The sequence below is a fragment of the Phenylobacterium sp. J426 genome, from assembly GCF_024699945.1.
Classification (GTDB): domain Bacteria; phylum Pseudomonadota; class Alphaproteobacteria; order Caulobacterales; family Caulobacteraceae; genus Phenylobacterium.
The window spans coordinates 3939938-3957998 of record NZ_JAJOMY010000001.1 but is presented as its reverse complement, the minus strand read 5'-3'; the positions used below and the strand labels follow the sequence as shown (position 1 = coordinate 3957998).

Here is an 18061-nt window from a genome sequence, read left to right as displayed (position 1 = left end):
TCAGCCCCAGACCTGCGGGCGGCGATCCTTCCACGGCGCTTCCGTCTCGAGCTGGGCTGCGAGCCGGAACAGCGTAGCCTCGTCGGCGAAGCGCCCGCTGAACATCATGCCGATGGGCAGGCCGTCGACCGATTCCCACAGCGGCACGGACATCGACGGCTGGCCGGTGAAGTTGAACGGCGGCGTGTAGGGGTAGGTGGCGGCCTGGCGGCGGTCGAACTCGCGCAGATCCTCCATCAGCGGATCCAGCCAGTCGGCGCGCGGCGCGGGCGTGGCCATCACCGGCGACAGATAGACGTCGAAGTCCTCGAAGGCCGCGAGGATCTGGCGGTTCATCAGCCGCAGCTGCTGGAAGCCCCAGAACGCCTGCTGGCCCGTCAGCCGTTTGCCGGCCTCGTAGCCGCGACGGGCGAGGGGGCCAAGTTCGTCATCGGCGGGCTCGCGGCCCAGCGCCTCGATCCAGCGCTGGACGTTGGCCGAGAAGTTCGACGCGCTGGCCAGGCCCTGGGCGCGGTAGAGCACGCGCTGGTCGACGCCGAGGCCGCGCTCGAACACCTCGTGACCCAGGCCCTTCAGCAGATCGACGGTGCGCAGCAGGGCGGTCTGCATCTCCTCGGGGATGGGCCGGCCGCTCGGGGTCTCGGCCGACCAGGCGATGCGCAGCTTGCCGGGGCTCTTGCCGAGTTCCTCAAGGTAGGGCCGTTCCTTCGCCGGCGCCTGGAACGGGTCATTGGCCTGGGCGTAGCCGGTCGCGTCGAGCATGGCGGCGCTGTCGCGCACCGTGCGGCTGACCACATGGTGCACCGAGAAGCCCAGCGCCCCGTCCGACACCTCGCAGATCGGGGTGCGATCGCGGGTCACCTTCAGGCCGAAGAGGCCGCAGCAGGCGGCGGGGATGCGGATCGAACCCAGCCCGTCGCTGGCGTGCGCCATCGGCACGATCCCCGCCGCCGTCGCCGAGGCGGCGCCGCCGGAGGAGCCGCCGGAGATGTGATCGGGGTTCCAGGGATTGCGGCAGGAGCCGAGGCGCTCCGAGTGGGTCACGCCCGGTATGCCGAACTCCGGCGTGTTGGTCTTGCCCAGCAGCACCACGCCCGCGGCCCGGTACCGGCGGACAAGCTCGCTGTCCTCGGGGTCGGCGGCCACCTGCGCGAAGCGGCTGCCCGACGTGCGCGGCCAACCCTTCACCTGGGCGCCGAGGTCCTTGATCAGGAACGGCACGCCGCGGAACGGGCCGTCCGGCAGGTCGGACGCCGCTGTCGCGCGCGCCTCGTCATAGGCCTTGTGGACCACGGCGTTGAGCGTCGGGTTGTGTTGCTCGATGCGGGCGATCGCCGCCTCTGCGAGTTCGGCGGGCGTGACCTGCTTCTTCGCCACCAGGTCGGCGAGGCCCAGGCCATCGTAGTCGGCATAGTCGTCCATCAGCGGGCTCCGGCGGTCAGGAAGGCGAGTTTCTCGACCGGCGGCAGGGCGCTCGCCTGGCGCTTCAGTTCGGCGAAGGCGCCGTCCGCGGCTTCGAGGGCCTCGTCAATGTCGGCTTCGGTCATCGCCGCGCACATGAACATGTTGTGCCAGGGGTGCACATAGACCCCGCGCTCCAGCATGGCTGCCGCAAAGCAGAAGCCTTTCCGCAGGTCCGGATCGTCGTCGAACAGGAAGAGCGGCAGGGTGACGGGGCCGGTCTGGCGGAAGCCGAAGCCGGCAGCGCGGGCCCGCTCGTCCAGGCCCGCCCGCAGCCGTTCGCCGAGGGCCGTGATGCGCTCCAGATAGTCGGTCTCGCGGACCAGTCGCAGGGTCTCCAGCGCCGCGGCCATCGGCGCGGCCTGGTACCAGAACGAACCCGTCGAATAGACCGAGGCTGCGGCGGCTCGGGCCTTGTCCGAGCCGAGGAGGGCCGACAAGGCATGGCCGTTGGCGATGCACTTGCCCCAACTGGACAGGTCCGGTTGCACCCCGATGCGCGTCCAGGAGCAGTCGCGGGCCAGGCGGAAGCCGGCGCGTACCTCGTCCACCACCAGGAGGGCGCCGCGTTCGTCGCAGAGCTCCCGGGCGCGGCGGGCGTAGGCAGGATCGGGCTCGGCCTGGTCGACGAAGGCGTCGTGGCGGAAGGGCGCGGCGAAGATGCAGGCGAGGTCGTCGCCGGCTTGCGCGACCGCGGCCTCGAGGCTGCCGACATCATTGTAGTCGTAGAAGATCTGGTGGGCGCGGTCGCTGTCGATGACGCCAGCCGGCCTGGGCGTGCACCAGGCCGCCGCGCCGTGGTAGGCGCCCTTGGCCCTGACGACGACGCGACGCTTCGAATGCGCCCGCGAGATGGACAGCGCCATCGAGGTGGCGTCCGTGCCGTTCTTGCAGAAGATCGCCCAGTCGGCGTGGCTGACCAGGCCCGTCAGCGCCTCCGCCAGCTCGACCATCAGCTCGGTGGGGCCGGTGAGCGTGTCGCCTTGGCCCAGCTGGCGGACGAAGGCGGCGTCGATCTCCGGATGGGCGTAGCCGAACAGGTTGGGTCCGTAGGCGCACATCAGGTCCAGGTAGCGGCGCCCGTCGACGTCCCAGATGTGGGCGCCTTCGCCGCGCTCGAAGAACTGTGGGTAGTCGTCGGGCAAGAGCGCCGTCGACTGGTGGCCGTACATGCCGCCCGGGATCACCGCTTCGGCCCGGGCGCGAAGGGCCCGATCCCGGCTGTTCACGCGATCCATCACCGCCTCCCTTGTCGTCTTTTGCCGAGAGCTTACGTCGCCGCGCGGGCCTCGGCGACTCCGTGTATGCGGCCGGCCATGTCGTCTCCCGTGAAGATGGGCCTGTACTATGCGGCGATCTTCGTCGGGACGGGCGCGAGCTCGCCCTACATGCCGGTGTGGTTCGCCCATCAGGGCCTTTCGGGCGCGCAGATCGGCCTGATCCTGTCGCTGCCGATGCTGGTGCGGGTAGTGTCGGCGCCGCTCATCGCCCTCTGGGCGGATAGCTTCGCCCTGCGCCGGACGGCGCTGATCTTCCTGGGCCTGGGTGTGGCCCTCCTCTACGGCCTGATGGCCCTGCCGCTCGGCTTCGCCGGATGGGCGGTGCTGTGGTTCGCCGCCTCCACGGCCTTCTCCACCATCTCGCCGCTGACGGACGTGATCGTGCTCAGCCGCGCCCGGCGCGACGACTTCAACTACGGCTGGCCGCGCGGCATCGGCTCGGCCGCCTTCATCGTCGCCAATCTGGTGGTGGGCTGGCTGCTGACGAAGGGCTCGGCCGAGGTGGTGCTGGTCTGGATCACCGGCGCGGCGGCGCTGGCCGGGGTCACGGCGCGCATTCTGCTGCCGCCCGATCCGGTGCACGAGACGGGCGGGCGCGCCGTGCTGGCCGAGCGCTGGGCCGGCCTTGGCGACCTGCTGCGCGACCCGGTCTTCATGCTGACGGTGGCGTCCGTCGGCGCGATCCAGTCGGCGCACGCCTTCTACTACAGTTTCTCGGCCCTCTCCTGGCGCGCGGAGGGCATCCCCGAGAGCACCACCGGTGTCCTCTGGGCCGTGGGCGTCGCCGTGGAGATCGGCTTCTTCTGGTTCCTTGAGCCCTGGCGGCGCAGGCTCGGCGCGCGGCGGCTGCTGGTGCTGGGCGGGATCGCCGGCGTCGTGCGCTGGGCGGCGTATGCGTTCTCGCCGCCGCTGTGGCTGCTGTTTCCGCTGCAGGCCCTGCACGCCCTGACCTACGCCGCGACTTTCCTGGCCGCCCTGCAGCTGACCGAGCGCCTGTCGAACCCGCGCAACGCCTCGGCCGCCCAGACCATCAACTCGGCGCTGTCGTCCGGGGTCCTGATGGGTTTCGCCACGCTCGCCTCAGGCCCGCTGTTCGACCACTTCGGCGCCAAGGGCTACCTGCTGATGGCGGCCATGTGCGTGGCCGGAACGCTGGGCGCGCTTCGGCTGTACGGCGTCCCACGACTGGACCCGGTCTGACACCAGGGCCTACGCTCCTCACAGAGGGAGGCAGAGGCCATGACCATCCGGCTCTTCGGCTGCGTTTGCGGCCAGTTCCACAGCCCGGGCTCAGGGCTCGGGATGGACGTCGAGCGCGTCGCCGTGCCGATCCCCTTCTATGTGGTGGAGCATCCGGACGGCGTGGCGCTGTTCGACTGCGGGCTGCATGCGGAGCTGTGCGATCCGGCCGATCCGTATCGCCAGCGGCTGCAAGGCCAGGACCTGGACTCGCCCGTGGAGGCGCACGAACTGGCGGCGGCGCATCTGGAGCGACTGGACATCGATCCCGCCAGCGTCCGCTACGTGGTGCTGTCGCACCTGCACTTCGACCACGCCGGCGGGCTGCACCAGCTGCGGAACGCGACGGTGGTCGTGCAGGCGCGCGAGTGGGCGGCCGGGGCTGATGCGGACATGCGCCAGCGCTATGCGCTGCCCAGGCGATTCTTCGACCTGGGTCACGACGTGAAGCTGGTGGACGGCGAGCACGACCTGTTCGGCGACGGGACGGTGACGCTGCATCCCAGCTTCGGCCACACGCCGGGCCACCAATCGATGCGGGTGAGGAGCGCCGCGGGCGACCACATCCTGGTGGGCGACGCCTGCTATCATGGCGGGGTGGTCGAGACGCGGGCCTTCCCGGCGCATGCCGACCACGCGGCGATGGGACAGTCGCTGGATGCGCTGCTGGCGCTGCGTGGGCCTGACACGGTGATGGTCTTCGGCCACGACCCCGCCCAGTGGGGCGAGCGGCCGGTGCTGCCTTCCGCCAGGGACTGACGTGGCGACACCGTTGCGGAACCGCTGAACGGCTCTCCATGATGCCTCCCAGGCGGAGGAACGAAGATGCGAGCGCTGCAGGTCACCACCCCTTGGGGTGCGGACGCCATCCAGGTTGTCGAGGCCCCGGAGCCGAAGGCCGGTCCCGGCCAGGTGCTGGTGCGGATGAAGGCCTGTTCGCTGAACTACCGCGACTTCCTGATGATCCACGGCATGTACGGCCGGGCGGCGGCCACGGCCAACGACGTGATCACGCCCTTCTCGGACGGCTGCGGCTACGTCGAGGCGGTGGGCGAGGGCGTGACGCGGTTCAAGGTCGGCGACCGCGTCTCGACGCTGTTCTTCCAGAACTGGATCTCGGGACCGCCGGACCTGGCGAAACTGTCCAGCGCCCTGGGCTTCCCGATCCCGGGCGCGGGGGCGGAGCTGCAGGTGTTCAGCCAGGAGGGGCTGTCGAAGGTCCCGGAGTTCCTGACCGACCACGAAGTCGCGACGCTGCCGTGCGCGGCGCTGACCGCCTGGCGGGGCCTGTTCGTGGACGCCAGCCTGGAGCCGGGCGACACCGTCGTGCTGCAGGGCACCGGCGGCGTCTCGATCTTCGGCCTGCAGTTCGCCGCGGCGGCGGGCTTGCGGACGCTGATCACGTCTTCGTCCGACGCCAAGCTGGAGCGGACCCGGACGCTCGGGGCGGACCACACCGTCAACTACAAGGCCACGCCCGCCTGGTCGAAGCCGGTCCGGGAGGTCACCCAAGGTCGGGGCGCCGACTTCATCATGGAGGTCGGCGGCGGCGGCACGATCCAGGAGAGCATGAAGGCGATCAAGATCGGCGGCCACATCGCCATCATCGGCATCGTGGCGGGCGCCGGCGAGCCGTTCAACCCGGCCGCCCTGATCGGCAACTCGGCCAAGCTTCAGGGCCTGTCGGTGGGCTCGCGCGACATGTTCGAGGCCATGTGCCGCTTCATCGAGCTGAAGCAGATCCGGCCCGTGGTGGACAAGGTCGTGCCGTGGACCGAGGCGAAGGCCGCCATCGCCGCGATGGGCGCCGGCGAGCACTTCGGCAAGATCGTCCTGGAGTTCTGAGTCGGCGTTCTCCGGCCCCTAGGCGACCCCGGTCAGATGCCGGGGTCGAAGCCGCCTTCCAGCCGGGCGAAGATCTGCTCGGCCGCCTGGTCTGGCGAGACCTTGGTGGTGTCGATGACGATCTCGGCGTTCTCCGGCGGCTCGTACGGGCTGTCGATGCCGGTGAAGTTCTTGAGCTCGCCGGCGCGGGCCTTCTTGTAGAGCCCCTTCACGTCCCGCTTCTCGGCCTCGGCCAGCGGGGTGTCGATGAACACCTCGACGAACTCACGCTCGCCCATCAGCTCCCGGGCCATGCGGCGCTCGGCGCGGAACGGCGAGATGAAGCTGACGAGCACGATCAGGCCGGCGTCGACCATCAGCTTGGCCACCTCGGCGACGCGGCGGATGTTCTCGACGCGATCTTCCTCGGTGAAGCCCAGGTCCTTGTTCAGGCCGTGGCGAACGTTGTCGCCGTCCGAGGATGTAGGTGTGCCGACCTTCCGCGTGGAGGCGCTTCTCGACCAGGTTGGCGATGGTCGACTTGCCCGCGCCGGAGAGGCCGGTGAACCAGACGACACGCGCCTTCTGGCCCTTGGCCGCCGACCGCGAGGCCTTGTCGACGTCGAGGGCCTGCCAGTGGATGTTCTGGCTCCGCCGCAGAGCGAAGTGCAGCAGCCCCGCGCCCACTGTCCGATTGGACAGCCGGTCGATGAGGATGAAGCCCCCGAGGTCCTTGTTGTCGACGTAGGGGTCGAAAGCGATCGGCGCCGAAAGCGCCAGGTTGCACACGCCGATCTCGTTGAGCTCCAGCCGCGTCGCGGCCAGTTTCTCCAGCGTGTTGACGTTCACCTTGTGCTTGGGCTCGGTGATCTGGGCGGTGACGGTCCGCGTCCCGAGCTTCAGCAGATAGGGCCGTCCCGGCAGGAGCGGTTCGTCGTCGAACCAGACGATGGTGCTCTCGAACTGGTCGGCGACCTCCGGCGGCTGGGCCGCCGCCGCGAGCACGTCGCCTCGGCTGACGTCGATCTCGTCCGTCAGCGTGACGGTCACCGACTGGCCGGCGACGGCCTGATCGAGGTCGCCGCGCAGGGTGACGATGCGATCGACGGTGCTCTCACGGCCGGAGGGCAGGGCCTTCACGCGATCGCCCGGCCGGATCACGCCCGAAGCGACGAGACCGGAGAAGCCGCGGAAGTCGAGGTTCGGCCGGTTCACCCACTGGACCGGCATGCGGAAGGGCTTTTCCTGCAGGTCGTCCTCGACCGGCGCCTCTTCCAGCCAGCGCATGAGCGGCGGCCCGGCGTACCAGGGCGTGTTCACCGAGGCCTCGGTGATGTTGTCGCCTTTCAGCGCCGACATCGGGATGGCGGTGAACGCCCGGATGCCGATCTGGGCGGCGAAGTCGTGGTAGTCGGCGACAATCGCGTCGAAGGTCTCCTGGCTCCACCCGACCAGGTCCATCTTGTTGATCGCTAGCACCACGTGGCGGATGCCCAGCAGGCTGACCAGGAAGCTGTGCCGGCGGGTCTGGGTCAGCACGCCCTTGCGGGCGTCGATGAGGATGACGGCGGCGTCGGCCGTCGAGGCGCCCGTCACCATGTTGCGCGTGTACTGCTCGTGGCCGGGCGTGTCGGCGACGATGAATTTGCGCTTGTCGGTCGAGAAGAAGCGGTAGGCCACATCGATGGTGATGCCTTGCTCGCGCTCGGCCGCGAGGCCGTCCACCAGGAGGGCGAAGTCGATGTCGCCGCCCTGGGTGCCGACCTTCTTGCTATCGGCTTCGAGGGCCGCCAGCTGGTCCTCGAAGATCATCTTGGAGTCGTAGAGCAGGCGCCCGATCAGCGTCGACTTGCCGTCGTCGACGGAGCCGCAGGTGATGAACCGCAGGAGGCTCTTCACCTCGTGCTGCTTGAGGTAGGCCTCGATATCCTCGGCGATGAGCGCGGACTGGTGGGCCATCAGAAGTAGCCCTCCTGCTTCTTCTTCTCCATCGAGGCCGACTGGTCGTGATCGATCACCCGGCCCTGACGCTCCGACGTCGTGGCCAGCAGCATCTCCTGGATGATCTCGGGAAGCGTCGCCGCCGTGCTCTCGACGGCTCCGGTCAGCGGGTAACAACCCTGGGTCCGGAAGCGGATCGAGCGCATCTGCGGGACCTCACCCGGCCGCAGGCGCATGCGGTCGTCATCGACCATGATGAGGTTGCCGTCGCGCTCCACCACCGGCCGCTCGGCCGCGAAGTAGAGGGGCACGATGGGGATGTCCTCCAGGTAGATGTACTGCCAGATGTCGAGCTCGGTCCAATTCGAGATCGGGAAGGCGCGGAGGCTTTCGCCCTGCGCCTTGCGCGTGTTGTACAGCCGCCAGAGTTCGGGCCGCTGGTTCTTGGGATCCCAGCGGTGCTCGGCGGTGCGGAAGGACAGGATACGTTCCTTGGCCCGGCTCTTCTCCTCGTCGCGGCGACCGCCGCCGAAGGCGGCGTCGAAGCCGTACTTGTCCAGCGCCTGCTTCAGACCCTCGGTCTTCCACATGTCGGTGTGGAGGCTGCCGTGGTCGAACGGGTTGATGCCCTTCGCCAGCGCCTCGGGATTCTGGTGGATGAGCAGCTCCATGCCGCTCTCGCGCGCCATCCGCTCGCGCATCTCGTACATCGCCCGGAACTTCCAGGTGGTGTCCACGTGGAGCAGCGGGAACGGCGGCTTGGACGGATAGAAGGCCTTCTGCGCAAGGCGCAGCATCACGGCCGAGTCCTTGCCGATGGAGTAGAGCATCACCGGCCGCTCGCACTCGGCGACCACCTCGCGGAAGATGTGGATGCTCTCGGCCTCGAGCCGCTGCAGGTGCGTGAGCGTCTGGCGGGACAAGGCGCCTTCGGGGGTCGTTGATCGGGCAAGGACGCGGGCGTCCATGAGCGGACCTTACAGCAAAGAATGAAACATTCCCGTGCGCATGGCGCGCCCGAGTATCGGCCCGGCGACTGAGTTAGAGGAGGGCCCATGAGCGTGCAAGGCGAGGCCCGCCCAGGAATTCTCCACACGCCCGCAGATGCATTGGCGCCGGACCGCGAAGGGTTGCGCCCGGAAGCGGCTTCCGGTTCAAGTCGCCCAACGGGGTGGGGCGAGAACAGGAGTGTTCCGCCAGTGCTTTCGGCTGCCTGCAAACCTGAGCGCGCCAACAGATCCTTGGCTGGGCGCCTGCGGCGGGAGACGGCCGACGCCCACCACCGCCTGGAGACGCGGCTCGACCTGCTGTGTCGGCCTGTCGACAGACAGCGGTTCGTGCATGTGTTGCACCGTTTCCTTGGTTTCCACACGGTATGGGAGTGCGCTGTGCGCCGCCATGCAGGCTTACGGGCCTTCACGGATGCGAGGACGCGCCTGCCGCACCTGCGGCGGGATCTCGTGGCGCTTGGCTGCGACCCGGCGGAGCTGGACCAGCTGCCGCTGTGCCTTGCGGCGGGCGAGCTGGCGGCCTGCGAGGCGTCCGCCCTCGGCTCGATCTATGTGATGGAAGGCTCGACGCTGGGCGGCCAGCTGATCGGTCGCGCGCTCACCGAAGTCGATTGGCTGCCCGACGGCGGCCTGGCGTACTTCAATCCCTATGGCCGGGAGACCGGGGCGATGTGGCGGGCCTTCCACGCGTTCGCGGACGCCCGGCTGCCGGCGCAGGCGCATGGGGCCGCGGTCGCGGGGGCGCGACGCACCTTCGAGGTGCTGGAGGCCTGGGTCCCATGAACGACGTCACGACCGATCCGACGATCGACCTCGACGCCTGCGCGGCGGAGCCGATCCGCATTCCCGGCGGGATCCAGCCGCATGGCGCCTTGATGGTCGTCGATCCGGTGACGCTCGAGGTCCTCCAGGCGAGCAGCAATCTGCCGGACGTGACGGGCCTCGTGGGTGGGCTGCCCGAGGCGCTCGCGGCCGAACTTCGCGATTGGGCCGCCTCCGATAGCCCCGCCTTCATGCGCACCATGGCGGTAGGGGCGCGCAATCTCCAGGTTTCCGCCCATCGGACGGCTCAGGGCCTGATCGTCGAGTTCGAGGAGCCGCCCGCCTCAGGCGTAGAAGCGCGCGACATGCTCTATCTGCGCCTCCGGCAGTTCCTGGAGGCCGTGGGGGAGGTCGATGACATCCCGGCCATCGCCGCCATCGCTGTGCGAGAGGTTCGCGCCCTGACGGGCTTCGACCGGGTCCTGCTTTACAGCTTCGACGCAGAGGGCGTCGGGACGGTGCTGGCGGAGAATGGAAACGAGGTCCTGCCGTCCTATCTGAACCTTCGCTTCCCGGCCGCCGACATTCCAGCGCAGGCCCGCGAGCTGTACAAGCTGAGCCGCCTGCGGCTGATCCCTGACGCGAACTACGAGCCTGCGCCGATCGAACCGCCGCTGAGCCCGCTCGACGGGCGGCCGCTGGACCTCAGCTTCGCGGCCTTGCGCAGCGTCTCGCCGGTGCATCTCGAATACATGCGCAACATGGGCACCGGCTCGTCCATGTCGATCTCAATCCTGGTCGAGGGCGAGCTGTGGGGCCTGATCTCCGGCCACAGCCGCGATCCACGCCGGGTGGACGCCCAGGTGCGCACGGCCTGCGACGTACTCGGTCAGATCCTGTCGCTCCAGATCGAGGCGCGGGAGCAGGCGGTTCGCACGGCCGACCGGCTCGCCCTGAAGAACGTAGAGGCCGAGCTCGTCGCCAAGCTGTCGACCGCGCTGAACTACCAGACGGGCCTGGGCGACAACGCCGAGCTCTGGAAGCAGCTCGCCCGAGCGGAAGGCGCCGCGGTGGTGACCGAGGAGGGCGTCCTGTCGGTGGGGAGCGCCCCGCCCGAGGACCAGATCCGCCGGATCGCCGAGCGCCTCAGCGAGATGGATGTCACCGAACTGGCCATTGAAAGCATGGCGCAGCGATGGCCCGAGACCGAAGCGTTCGCTGAGCGGGCCAGCGGATTGCTGGCGGTATCCATCTCCCAGATCCACTCAAACTGGCTGATGTGGTTCCGGCCCGAGGTCATCCGGACCGTCGAATGGGCCGGCGAACCGCAGAAGCAGCGCGAACTGGGCGACCGGTTGCACCCACGGAAGTCGTTCCAGCTGTGGAAGGAACAGGTCCGTCTGCGCGCCACCCCGTGGGGACAGGTGGACGTCGAAAGCGCCCGCAGCTTCCGCTCGTCGATCCAAAACTTCGTCCTCCGTCGCGCGGAGGAGCGGGCGGAGCTGACCAACCGCCTCGTCGAGATCAACAAGGAGCTGGAGAGCTTCTCCTACTCCATCTCCCACGACCTTCGTGCGCCGTTCCGGCATGTCGTGGGCTTCGCCGAGTTGCTGAACGACCGCGCGGGAGAGCGCCTCGACCCCACCTCGCGACACTACCTGCAGAGCATCACCGACGCAGCGCTTTCGGCCGGCCAGCTGGTCGACGACCTCCTCAATTTCTCGCAGCTCGGGCGAGCGGGATTGAAGTTCTCGCGGGTGGACGTCAGCAAGCTCGTCGCCGAGGTGCGCCGCTCCATGGAGCCGGAGCTGGAGGGACGGGAGATCGAATGGCGCGTCGGCGCCCTGCCGAGCGCCTGGGCCGACCCGGCGATGATCCGACAGGTGCTGCAGAACCTCCTGCACAACGCGCTCAAGTACTCAGCGGGCCGCAACCCTGCGATCGTGACCATTGAGGGCGAGGACCTGAGCGACTCCACGTCCTACACCGTGTCGGACAATGGCGTCGGTTTCGACCCCGCCTATGCGCACAAGCTGTTTGGCGTCTTCCAGCGCCTGCACCGATCCGAGGAGTTCGAGGGCACCGGAATTGGCCTCGCCCTCGTCAAGCGCGTTATCGACCGGCACGGCGGAACCATCACGGCGCACGGCGTTGTCGATGGCGGCGCCTCCTTCACCTTCACCCTTCCAAAACGCCTGCGGGCGGAACATCCGGAGTAACTGAGTTTGGCTGACCTTAGGCCCATCCTGCTGGTCGAGGACAATCCGCGAGACCTCGAACTGACCTTGGCGGCGCTCGCGAAGTGCCAGCTCGCCAACGAGATCGTGGTCGCCCGCGACGGCGCCGAGGCTCTGGATTATCTGAACGGCCGCAATGCCTATGCCGACCGCCAGCCCGGAGATCCGGCTGTCGTGTTGCTGGACCTCAAGCTGCCCAAGGTGGACGGCCTGGAGGTGTTGGAACAGGTGAAGACGAATCCGGTGCAGCGCCAGATCCCGGTGGTCATGCTGACGTCGTCCCGCGAGGAGCGGGACCTGCTCCGCAGCTATGAGCTGGGCGTGAACGCCTTCGTCGTGAAGCCCGTCGACTTCAACGCCTTTTTCGAGGCGATCCAGGATCTCGGCATGTTCTGGGCGATCCTCAACGAACCGCCGCCCCGGGGGAATGGTCATGGCTGACGGCGGCGCGCGGGGGCGGGCTCAGGAGATCTGCATCCTCCTCCTGGAGGACAGCGCGATCGACGCCGAGCTGCTCTCGGCGCACCTCGAGAAGACGGGTCTGAGGTTCAGCGTCCGCTGGACGACAAACCGCCGGGAGTTCGTCCACGCCCTCGAAGAGGAGACGTGCGACATCATCCTGGCCGACTACTCGCTGCCCGACTTTGACGGCCTGTCGGCGCTGAACATCGCCCGGGCCCTGCAGCCGGAGATCCCGTTCATCTTCGTGTCGGGCGTGGTCGGCGAGGAATTCGCCACCAATGCTCTGAAGCGGGGCGCCACGGACTATGTGCTCAAGCGCAACCTGACCCGCCTGGCCACGGCCGTGGAACGGGCGCTGGAACAGGCCAGGGAGCGTGAGGAGCGCCGTCGCGCCGAGGAGGAGCTGGCCCGCATTCAGATGCGGGCGACGCTGGCCATGGAGGGCGCAGGGCTCGGCGCCTGGGACCTGGATCCCCGCGATGGCCGGCTGGAGTGGGACGAGCGATGCCGGGCGCTGTTCGGCCTGCCGGCGGACGCCGCGGCGGAGCTCGACTACCGCCGATTCCTCAAGATGGTGCATCCCGACGACCGTCGGCGGCTCGAGCGTGCGATCAGCCGGGCCACCACCTGGCGCGAGGAGGGCCACGAGCCCTTCCTGGAGGAATTCCGCACGCTGCCGACGCACGGCCCGGAACAGTGGCTGGCGCTGCGTGGCCAGGGTCAGTTCGTCGACCAGACCTGTACGCGGTTCGCCGGCGTCGTGCGCGACGTGACCGAGGAACGGCGCGCGAAGCGGGAACTCGAGAGTTTCGCCCACAACCTGGAGCAACAGGTCGCCGAACGGACCGCCGAGCGCGATCGCATCTGGCGGCTGAGCCGGGATCTGTTCGTCGTGGCCTCGACCGACGGACGCCTCCGCCGCGTGAACCCCGCTTGGCAGGTTGGCCTCGGCTATGACCCGGCCGCCCTGGTCGGCAGCGACTTCAACCTCCTGATCCACCCCGAGGACGCCGCCGAGGCGGCCAAGTCGGTGAAGATGCTCGCGGCCGGGCTCGTGCCCCCGCGTTTCGAGAGCCGCGTGCGCCATGCGGACGGGGCCTGGCGCTGGATCTCCTGGACAGCGGCGCCCGAAGGCGACGCCTTCTATGCGGTGGGGCGCGACATCACGGAGGAGAAGGCCGCGGGCGCGGCCCTCGCCGAGCGCAACGCCGAACTCGCCAACCAGATGGCCGAGCGCGAGCGAGTGGAGAAGGAGCTGCGGCAGATGCAGCGGCTGGAGGCTGTCGGCCAGCTCACCTCCGGCGTCGCGCACGACTTCAACAACCTGCTGACGGTGATCCTCGGCAACGTCCGCTTCATCGAGCGGGCCATCGCCCGCGGCGGGCTCAGCGGCGAGATCGCCGAGCGGATCGGGTACATGCGGACCGCGGCCGAGCGCGGCGCCAAGCTGACAGGTCAGATGCTGGCCTTCTCGCGCCGTCAGAAACTCGAGCCGAAGGCCGTCGACCTCAACGACACCGTCGAGAGCATGCGCGAGCTCCTCCAGAGCACCATGGGCGGCACCGTGCGCCTGGAGACCGTGCTGAAGCCCGACCTGTGGTCGGCGCTGGTCGACCCGACCCAGATCGAACTGATCATCCTGAACCTGGCGATCAACGCCAGGGACGCGATGGAGGTGGGCGGCAGCCTCACGGTCGAGACGGCCAACGTCACGGTCGACCGCGAGCCGGCGCGTCCCGAGGAGCCGGGGCCCGGCGACTATGCCGTCCTGGCGGTAAGCGACACCGGCCATGGCATGAGCGAAGAGGTCTTGGCCAAGGCGTTCGAACCGTTCTTCACGACCAAGGGCGTGGGGCGCGGTTCGGGCCTCGGCCTGGCGCAGGTCTATGGTTTCGCCAAGCAGTCGGGCGGCGGCGTCAGCATCCGCACCCGGCCGGGCGAGGGGACCACGATCAGCGTCTACCTGCCCCGCGCCGCCGCCGCGCCGGCGCGCCAGGCGCCCGCTCGCGCCTCCGAGGCGCCGCCGGCTCCGTCCGGGATCACCATCCTGCTCGTCGACGACGACAGCGCCGTGCGCGAGATCACCGCCTCCCTGCTGCGTGAGTTCGGCTACAACGTCGTGGAGGCCGGCAGCGGCAACACCGTCCTGGACGTGCTGCGCGGGAAGACGGCGGTGGATCTGCTCCTCGCCGACTACGCCATGCCCGGCATGAACGGTGTCGAGACGGTGAAGGCTGCGCAGGCGCTCCGGCCGGGCCTGCCGGCGCTGTTCATCACCGGCTTCGCCGACCTCGCGGCGCTCCGCGAGGTGGGAGAGGATCGGATCATCCAGAAGCCGTTCCGTGACGATGAGCTGGCGCGAAAGGTGGCGGCTATCGTCGGGGCCGGCGGTGCGGCCGGCGGCAAGGTCATCCCCCTGAGGCGTTGAGCCTCTGCGCAAACCGGCTTGGCGCGACGCGCGGTTCCTGCCAAGAGTGGCGGCGGAAACGCATACCCGTTTTTCGAGCCGGAACGCCGGCCTGCGGGTGACAGGGGGAAGTAATGAACGTCGACGCCGTGCAGGCGCCTAAGGTCTCGGGCAGCTATCGCTATCTGGTCGTCTGGCTGCTGGCCGTCGTCTATACGCTGAACTTCCTGGACCGGCAGATCGTCTCGATCCTGGCTGAGCCGATCCGGAAGGACCTGCAGCTCACCGACACACAGCTCGGCATGCTGGGGGGGATTGTCTTCGCCCTGTTCTACACCGGCTTCGGCATTCCGGTGGGTTGGCTGGCCGACCGCGTCAAGCGCGTGTGGATCATCTCGGGCGCCTGCGCCCTGTGGAGCCTGTTCACGGCGCTCTGCGGGACGGCGACCAACTTCGTCCAACTCGCGCTGTTCCGGATGGGGGTCGGCATTGGCGAGGCGGGCGGCTCCCCGCCCTCTTATTCGTTGATCTCCGACTATTTCCGCCCCGAAGAGCGCGGCACCGCGCTGGCGATCTACTCGCTGGGCGTGCCGGCCGGCTCGATGCTGGGCGCGGGGTTCGGAGGCTGGATCGCCGCGGAACACGGCTGGCGCACCGCCTTCTTCGTGATGGGCGTGCCTGGCATTGTCCTGGCGCTGGCCGTCCTGTTCATCATCCGCGAGCCGAAGCGCGGCGGGCTGGATGCGTTCGCCGACGGCAAGGACAGCCACGAGGCCGCGCCGTCGATCGTCAAGGCGTTCAGCGGCTTCTTCAGCAACCGGACCCTCGTGTTCACCGCGATCGCGGCCGGTCTGTCGGCCTTCGTCGGCTACGCGGCCCTGACCTGGAATCCGCCGTTCCTGATGCGGGTCAAGGGCATGAGCCTGACCGAGGTCGCCGCCTACTACAGCCTCGTGCTGGGCATCACCGGCATGATCGGCACCTTCGGCGCCGGCTGGCTCGCCGACAAGCTGGGGGCGAAGGACCGACGGTGGTTCGCCTGGGTGCCGGCGATCGCCTTCGCCATCACCATCCCGTTCTGGATCGGGCTGCTCTACGCCCCGACCTGGCAGATCGCTCTCGCGTTCATGGCGGTCCCGGCCTTGCTCAACAACTGCTACCTCGCGCCGGCCTTGGCCGTCGTGCAGAACGCCGTGGCCCCGAACCGCCGCACGATCTCGGGCGCGATCCTGCTGTTCGTCCTGAACCTGATCGGCCTGGGCATCGGGCCCGTCTACGTCGGCCGGATTTCGGACATGGCGAAGGCGGAGCACGGCGACAACTCGCTGATGATCGGTTTCGCCTGGCTGATCCCGGTGATCATCATCACGATCCTGGCCCACCTCATGTCGGCCTGGTCGATCGCCCGCGACAAGCGACTGGCCGCCGCCATCGGCTAGTTCTGAGCTGTGGATAGGCGCGCACGCCGCATCCCGCGGCGTGCGCAAGCCGTCTATTGTCAGCGCGTGGGCGTTCCTGATTCAGAGTAGATTGCCGTGCGCGAGACTTCCGACCCTCTTTGGATCCGCAGCTATGCGCTGACCCCCCGCCGGCTGACCGAAGGCGGCTGGGTGTGGCTGAAGCCGTACGAATGGCGCTGGCAGCGTCCTTCGGCCGACACCCCGAACGCGGTGAACCCGCCGAAGCTCGAGACCCGCAAGGCGGTGCTGTCCAGCTGAGGGCTTGCAGCTGAGGGCTTGCAGCTGAGGACTTGCAGCTGAGGACTTGCAGCTGAGGGCTCGCAGCCGAGGGCTCCTCGGCTGGGCGTCAGGCGGGCGACATTTGTTGTCCGAAGACCGCGACCGCCACCCCATCTGTGTCCGAAAACCGCGAGACTTGCCCGGACGCCCGGCGCATTCTCGCGAACATGGATATGGATTTCGAAGCCTGCCGCCGCGCCTTCGTCACCCGGGATCACCGGTTCGACGGGCGCATCTTCGGCGCGGTCAAGACCACCGGCATCTACTGTCGCCCGATCTGCCCGGCGCGGACCCCCAAGCCGGAGAACATGACGTTCTATCCGGCGGCTGCGGCGGCCCAGGAGGCCGGTTACCGCCCCTGTCTGCGGTGTCGGCCCGAGGCCTCTCCGGACCTTGGCGCCTGGCGTGGCACATCCAATACGGTCTCGCGCGCCCTCGCGCTGATCGAGGCCGGCGCGATGGACGCCGGCGACGTCGACGCGCTGGCGGCCAGGCTTGGCGTCGGAGAGCGCCAGCTGCGACGTCTCTTCCGCCAGCACCTCGGCGCCTCGCCCGTCTCGGTCGCCCAGACCCGGCGCGTGCTGCTCGCAAAGCAGCTCATCCAAGAGACCCGATTGCCGATGGGCGAGGTCGCTCTCGCCTCGGGCTTCGGCAGCGTGCGACGCTTCAACGAGACGTTCCAGCAGCTGTTCGGCCGCCCGCCGGGCGAACTCCGCCGCTCGCGGCAGGAAGAGGTCCCCGCGGCGGACGGCATCGTCGTGCGGTTGCCCTACCGGCCGCCTTACGACTGGGAGGCGATCATCCGCTTCCTCGCCGATCGGGCGATCCCGGGGGTCGAGCGCGTCGAGCCTCGCCGTTACGCCCGCACGCTCGAGGTGGACGGCGTCCAGGGCGTAGTCATCGTCACGCCGCGGGCGGGGGATCAGGCGCTCACGGCGGAGATCCGCTTCCCGAAGCTGAAGGCGCTGCCAGCCGTCATCGCTCGCGTCCGACGGGTGTTCGATCTCACCGCAGATCCGGGCCTGATCGGAGACCACCTGAGCCAGGATCCGGCGCTCGCGCCGCTGATTGCAGCCCGCCCCGGGCTGCGCGCGCCCGGTGCGTGGGACGGCTTCGAGCTGGCGGTCCGCGCGATCCTCGGGCAGCAGATCACGGTCGGCGCGGCGCGCCTCCTCGCCGGCAAGCTGACAATGGCTTACGGCGACACGACTCACGACCGCGCGGCGGCCGAACTCGGCCTGACATACGTCTTCCCGCGCCCTGAGCAGCTGGTCGGCCAGAACATCGCCGCCCTGGGGATGCCGCGGGCGCGAGGCGCGGCCCTCGAAGGCCTGGCGCGCACCGTCGCCGAAGACCCGACCATCTTCACGCCGCGCGCGGACCTGCCGAGCGCCGTGGCCGCCCTGAAGGCGCTGCCCGGCGTCGGCGAGTGGACGGCCCAGTACATCGCGCTCCGCGAGCTCCGCGAACCGGACGCGTTCCCCGGGGCCGACATCGCCCTGTTGCGGGCCATGGCGGACGAGACGGGCCGTCGGCCGACGGCGGAAGAGCTGCTCGCCCGGAGCGAGCGGTGGCGTCCCTGGCGCGCCTACGCCGCCCAACACCTCTGGGCCCACGACGCGGCCCAGCCAGAGACCAAGAGGACCAAGACCGATGCCAAAGTCGACCGCCGCGCCGCAGCCTGAAACCTTGACCCTCG

General features: G+C 69.1%; 13 protein-coding genes and 1 pseudogene. 10 read left to right on the top strand and 4 right to left on the bottom strand.

Annotated elements, in window-relative coordinates; genetic code table 11:
- Entirely contained in the window at positions 1-1422 is a 1422-nt protein-coding gene (locus tag LRS10_RS20790) for an amidase (RefSeq protein ID WP_257838912.1), read from the bottom strand.
- Entirely contained in the window at positions 1422-2699 is a 1278-nt protein-coding gene (locus LRS10_RS20785; RefSeq protein WP_257838911.1) for an aminotransferase class III-fold pyridoxal phosphate-dependent enzyme, read from the bottom strand. Before LRS10_RS20785 ends, LRS10_RS20790 begins: the two co-directional genes overlap by 1 nt.
- Positions 2700-2777: 78 nt before the next feature.
- Between LRS10_RS20785 and LRS10_RS20780 the strand changes: the two genes are divergently transcribed.
- The 3 genes from LRS10_RS20780 (at position 2778) to LRS10_RS20770 (ending at position 5825) form a co-directional block, all read left to right on the top strand.
- The gene (locus tag LRS10_RS20780) at positions 2778-3941 is read left to right on the top strand and encodes an MFS transporter (protein ID WP_257838910.1); all 1164 of its coding nucleotides are present in this window, start codon (positions 2778-2780) and stop codon (positions 3939-3941) included.
- A 39-nt stretch (positions 3942-3980) separates the two neighbouring features.
- Complete coding sequence (locus tag LRS10_RS20775; RefSeq protein ID WP_257838909.1) at positions 3981-4739, top strand: N-acyl homoserine lactonase family protein; 759 nt, start codon at positions 3981-3983, stop codon at positions 4737-4739.
- Positions 4740-4805: 66 nt separating this feature from the next.
- Positions 4806-5825 carry an NAD(P)-dependent alcohol dehydrogenase gene (locus tag LRS10_RS20770; RefSeq protein WP_257838908.1) on the top strand — a complete coding sequence of 340 codons (1020 nt, stop codon included), beginning with the start codon at positions 4806-4808 and terminating at the stop codon, positions 5823-5825.
- A 32-nt stretch (positions 5826-5857) separates the two neighbouring features.
- Here LRS10_RS20770 and cysN read toward each other — a convergent pair.
- Both cysN and cysD read right to left on the bottom strand, forming a co-directional pair.
- Positions 5858-7763 (bottom strand): annotated as a pseudogene (cysN, locus tag LRS10_RS20765) (sulfate adenylyltransferase subunit CysN).
- Positions 7763-8713 (bottom strand): sulfate adenylyltransferase subunit CysD, encoded by a 951-nt coding sequence (gene cysD, locus LRS10_RS20760; RefSeq protein WP_257838907.1) that lies wholly within the window; start codon positions 8711-8713, stop codon positions 7763-7765. The pseudogene cysN and the gene cysD overlap by 1 nt, the downstream one beginning before the upstream one ends.
- 273 nt (positions 8714-8986) lie before the next feature.
- On the opposite strand from cysD, the gene LRS10_RS20755 reads away from it, so the two are divergent.
- The 7 genes from LRS10_RS20755 to LRS10_RS20725 all read left to right on the top strand — a co-directional run bounded on the left by LRS10_RS20755 (position 8987) and on the right by LRS10_RS20725 (position 18047).
- Positions 8987-9538 (top strand): biliverdin-producing heme oxygenase, encoded by a 552-nt coding sequence (locus tag LRS10_RS20755; protein WP_257838906.1) that lies wholly within the window; start codon positions 8987-8989, stop codon positions 9536-9538.
- The gene (locus LRS10_RS20750) at positions 9535-11736 is read left to right on the top strand and encodes an ATP-binding protein (protein ID WP_257838905.1); all 2202 of its coding nucleotides are present in this window, start codon (positions 9535-9537) and stop codon (positions 11734-11736) included. Before LRS10_RS20755 ends, LRS10_RS20750 begins: the two co-directional genes overlap by 4 nt.
- Before the next feature lie 6 nt (positions 11737-11742).
- Entirely contained in the window at positions 11743-12195 is a 453-nt protein-coding gene (locus LRS10_RS20745; protein ID WP_257838904.1) for a response regulator, read from the top strand.
- Positions 12188-14644: a response regulator gene (locus LRS10_RS20740; protein WP_257838903.1), complete on the top strand. Its 2457-nt coding sequence runs from the start codon at positions 12188-12190 to the stop codon at positions 14642-14644. Before LRS10_RS20745 ends, LRS10_RS20740 begins: the two co-directional genes overlap by 8 nt.
- Before the next feature lie 113 nt (positions 14645-14757).
- Positions 14758-16062 carry an MFS transporter gene (locus LRS10_RS20735; protein WP_257838902.1) on the top strand — a complete coding sequence of 435 codons (1305 nt, stop codon included), beginning with the start codon at positions 14758-14760 and terminating at the stop codon, positions 16060-16062.
- A gap of 96 nt (positions 16063-16158) precedes the next feature.
- The gene (locus tag LRS10_RS20730; RefSeq protein ID WP_257838901.1) at positions 16159-16341 is read left to right on the top strand and encodes a hypothetical protein; all 183 of its coding nucleotides are present in this window, start codon (positions 16159-16161) and stop codon (positions 16339-16341) included.
- A gap of 194 nt (positions 16342-16535) precedes the next feature.
- The gene (locus tag LRS10_RS20725; protein WP_257838900.1) at positions 16536-18047 is read left to right on the top strand and encodes an AlkA N-terminal domain-containing protein; all 1512 of its coding nucleotides are present in this window, start codon (positions 16536-16538) and stop codon (positions 18045-18047) included.
- The last annotated feature ends 14 nt before the right edge of the window (positions 18048-18061 follow it).